Origin of the sequence: Gramella sp. AN32, assembly GCF_023718305.1 — a bacterium.
Taxonomy (GTDB): Bacteria; Bacteroidota; Bacteroidia; order Flavobacteriales; family Flavobacteriaceae; genus Christiangramia; species Christiangramia antarctica.
Genome location: NZ_QEYO01000038.1, coordinates 1 through 3,336, shown reverse-complemented (window position 1 = coordinate 3,336; position 3,336 = coordinate 1). Strand labels below are relative to the sequence as shown.

Sequence of the window (3,336 nt, the reverse complement as noted above, 5' to 3'; positions counted from 1 at the left end):
TCCAAATCGCTGAATAGCAACCCCACAATTTAGACCAATCCCCATAGTAGACAATCGGTAAACAACCGGTTCAGTCAACACTGCGTTCATGTTGGGCCGTACCGGCCACACGAACGCTTAGTTATTATTGGCAGTAGTTTTTATTTTATTCAAGAATTTCATTTTCAATTAATTATTAAACCAAAAATATTATTGTATATTTACAATAGTATAGGTGTAAAAATACAATTATGGATATAAAAGTAAAATCGGAAGATTCAAATAAAAAGAAAGGTGTAGTATCGGCGAAGGTTGCTAGAAAAGGAAGGAATCCAATTAGTCCTACTAAATTCTCACCTTCTTGGGTAGTTGTTAACTCTAAAGATGCTCCAGGATTTAAAATGGAATTAATAGGTCGTATCAGAGAAGGTGTGAAAAAGACAGATTGGAAGCAATTAATACATTTTACCGGTTCTACTGAAAAAGAGTTTGAACATATACTTCCAGCATCTATTAGTAGTATGCAAAAGAAAACTGTTTATGGAAAAGAAACTTCAGAGCGAATCTATGAATTGGCGAGATTATTTGGAATGGGTTATGAGGTTTTTGATTCTAAAGAAGACTTTAAGAAATGGTTAATGACTCCATCAAGGACTCTTGGGAATAAAATCCCATTTGAACTACTTGATAGTAGTTTTGGTTTTGAAATGGTTGAAAATGAAATTATTAGAATTCAATATAATGTTTATAGTTAATGATTGTCTATCGAGTTGCAAATGTGAAATATAAAGATTTAACACTTTCTGGAATAGGGGCTGAAAAGGTTGGTGGTAGATGGAATAAGGTTGGAACACAAGCTGTTTATTGTTCAGAAAATATTTCATTAGCCTTATTAGAGTATTATATTCACTCTGAAAACATTGCATATTTGCCAAAAAAAATATTAATTGCGAAAATCGAATTTCCAGATGAGTTTGTAATAGAACAATTAAAAGAGCTTCCAGAAAGATGGAATCAATACCCATATTCTTCTAAAACAACAGAAATTTTTACAGATTTAGCAAAAGACCGAAATGTTTTTGCATTACGAGTACCATCTACGATTGTTGGATTAGAATCAAATATTATCTTAAATCCTTTATATAAAGAATTTGGGAAAATAGAAGTTATTGAGTTTATTGAATTACCTATTGATGAAAGACTTAAAAAAGATAAACGAGAATAAAGTTTGATAAATTAATTAAGTATTATTTTTAGGTCGAGTTTAATTACTACCAACGGTCTTTAACGTAAGTGGCGTGGGGTTGGGACGCGAACTTGTCGGCTTTGTTGCTTGTTACTTGATGCACTTTTCACCAAATTGACCGCTATTTGCTGCCGATGTTTGGTACAGTTATTTTATACGTTTCATTACGTTTTCAGTAATTTTATCGCATCTGCTAAATCCAAACTCAAATACACTTTTATCATTGCTTATCTCATATAATTTCTCTTTAAGCCTTTCTTTTGAACGATGTAATCGCACTTTTACATTGGCAACCGTTAAATCCAAAGCAACAGCAATTTCTTTTAAGCTCATTTCTTCTACTTCCTTTAGAATATAAACCGTTTTATATTTTTTATCTAATTGGTCAATGGCATTCTCCAAAAGGTGTTTTGCTTCATTGCGTATCATTTTGTCGTGCGGATTTAATTGTTTTTTGTCAGGTATTTCCAAAACGATATTGTTATCGGAGTTGAAAAACTGGTCGTTTAAATGAATTAGCCTTCCTTTTTCCTTTAAACGAGCCAAGGATTCGTTTATTCCTATTCGAATGAGCCAAGTGGAAAAGGAGGATTCCAATTTGAATTGATATAATTTGGTGTATGCTTTTATATAACTATTCTGCATTAAGTCTTCAATTTCGGCTTCATCCTTTAAATAACTTCGTATTACGCGATATAGTTTCTGGTTGTTCCTTCTTACCAATATCTCATAGAGTTCTTTTTCGCCAGCAAGTATACGTTTGATAACATCATCTTCTTTTATTTTATGCTTGTTGAAATCATTTATGTGTATTGCGTCCATGATCTTGTCTTTAAGGTTTAGATTGAAAAAATCAAAAAAAGTTACAAAATTTTGTATCCTTTTTTGATTCCAACAATCAAACTACTGTAACGAATTTAAATAATCACTAAAAATAAAATTATGGATTCAAATGTGCAATTAGTAAAAAAAGTTTTAAAATATACTTTTGGTTTAGTGCCAATTGTTGCCGGTTTAGACAAATTCACCAATATATTAACCAACTGGAGTCAATATATTTCGGAAGGTTTTGCTGGAATACTACCTTTTGATCCCACTACCTTTATGATGATAGTTGGAGTTATTGAAATCTTAGCAGGTGTTCTTGTGCTTACAAAAACGAAAATTGGCGCTTATGTAGTTTCAACTTGGCTAGTAGCTATTGCATTAACGCTCATTTTTAGTTGGAGTTATGTGGATGTTGCCGTACGGGATTTGGTGATGGCCATTGCTGCTTTTTCATTAGCAAAACTTTCTGAAAATAATTACAGTAAAGCAAATAATTAATTAAAAATGAAAGTAAACGACACCTCTTTATTAACAGAAGACCGTCCTATAAATGGCAATCGTCATGTAGTTGTAAAAAAACCGCTACGTGATGATGCTTTTGTTGTAGATGACGATTTATAAGTAGTACTTATTGCTTAAAATTTTAAAGACATCATCCAAATTTTGGGTCCCGACCTTTCAAACGACAGTATAAAAGATATCCCCAGAAAGATAGCGAAAATGTATGTGAATGAAATTTTTAGTGGTCTGAAAAACAAACCTGCAGTAACCAATTTTAAAAACCCCTTTCAATATCACACCCCCTTTAATAGAGTTACCTATCCCATTTACTTCTTTTTGTGAGCACCATTTTGTGCCTATTCAAGGGAAAGCCAACATTACATATATACCAAAGGATTATGTAATAAGATTGTCAAAAATACATAGACTTATCGATTTTTATGCACGAAGGCCGTAGATATAAGTACGGTTAACTCTACCGATTTTTGAAGAATTATCAACTACACTGAAAACCAACGACATAGGTATGGTCTTGAAAGCAAGCCATAATTGTATTTATTGTAGAGGTAAAAGATTTGGGAAGTTTAACCGTTACATCTGCCTTTACAGGACAGCTGAGTAAAGACACAAAAGTGATGTCTATCTTGCTTGGTTTTAATTCTGACTAACGTCAAATGTTGTTTTGTATTAAACCTGGTAAAAACCCCAAATCTTCTGGTTTGAGTTCCAATTTAGCAATATTTTTTTTGAGTCTGGTTACGATTTTTAATTTGCGCTTTTGG

4 protein-coding genes are annotated in these 3,336 nt (G+C 32.3%); 3 read left to right on the top strand and 1 reads right to left on the bottom strand.

Translation table 11 applies throughout. The features are described from left to right. Positions 1-230 precede the first annotated feature (230 nt). Together DHD80_RS19700 and DHD80_RS19695 are read left to right on the top strand one after the other, a co-directional pair. Positions 231-734, top strand: coding sequence for an antitoxin Xre/MbcA/ParS toxin-binding domain-containing protein (locus DHD80_RS19700; protein WP_251743183.1), 504 nt, complete (start codon positions 231-233; stop codon positions 732-734). Continuing rightward, positions 734-1,204 (top strand): RES family NAD+ phosphorylase, encoded by a 471-nt coding sequence (locus tag DHD80_RS19695; protein WP_279347081.1) that lies wholly within the window; start codon positions 734-736, stop codon positions 1,202-1,204. The genes DHD80_RS19700 and DHD80_RS19695 overlap by 1 nt, the downstream gene beginning before the upstream one ends. Before the next feature lie 168 nt (positions 1,205-1,372). Here DHD80_RS19695 and DHD80_RS19690 read toward each other — a convergent pair whose 3' ends face one another. Then, positions 1,373-2,047, bottom strand: a complete 675-nt coding sequence (locus DHD80_RS19690) for an RNA polymerase sigma factor (protein ID WP_251743181.1) — start codon at positions 2,045-2,047, stop codon at positions 1,373-1,375. A 120-nt stretch (positions 2,048-2,167) separates the two neighbouring features. Between DHD80_RS19690 and DHD80_RS19685 the strand changes: the two genes are divergently transcribed. Next, positions 2,168-2,551 carry a hypothetical protein gene (locus DHD80_RS19685; protein ID WP_251743180.1) on the top strand — a complete coding sequence of 128 codons (384 nt, stop codon included), beginning with the start codon at positions 2,168-2,170 and terminating at the stop codon, positions 2,549-2,551. The last annotated feature ends 785 nt before the right edge of the window (positions 2,552-3,336 follow it).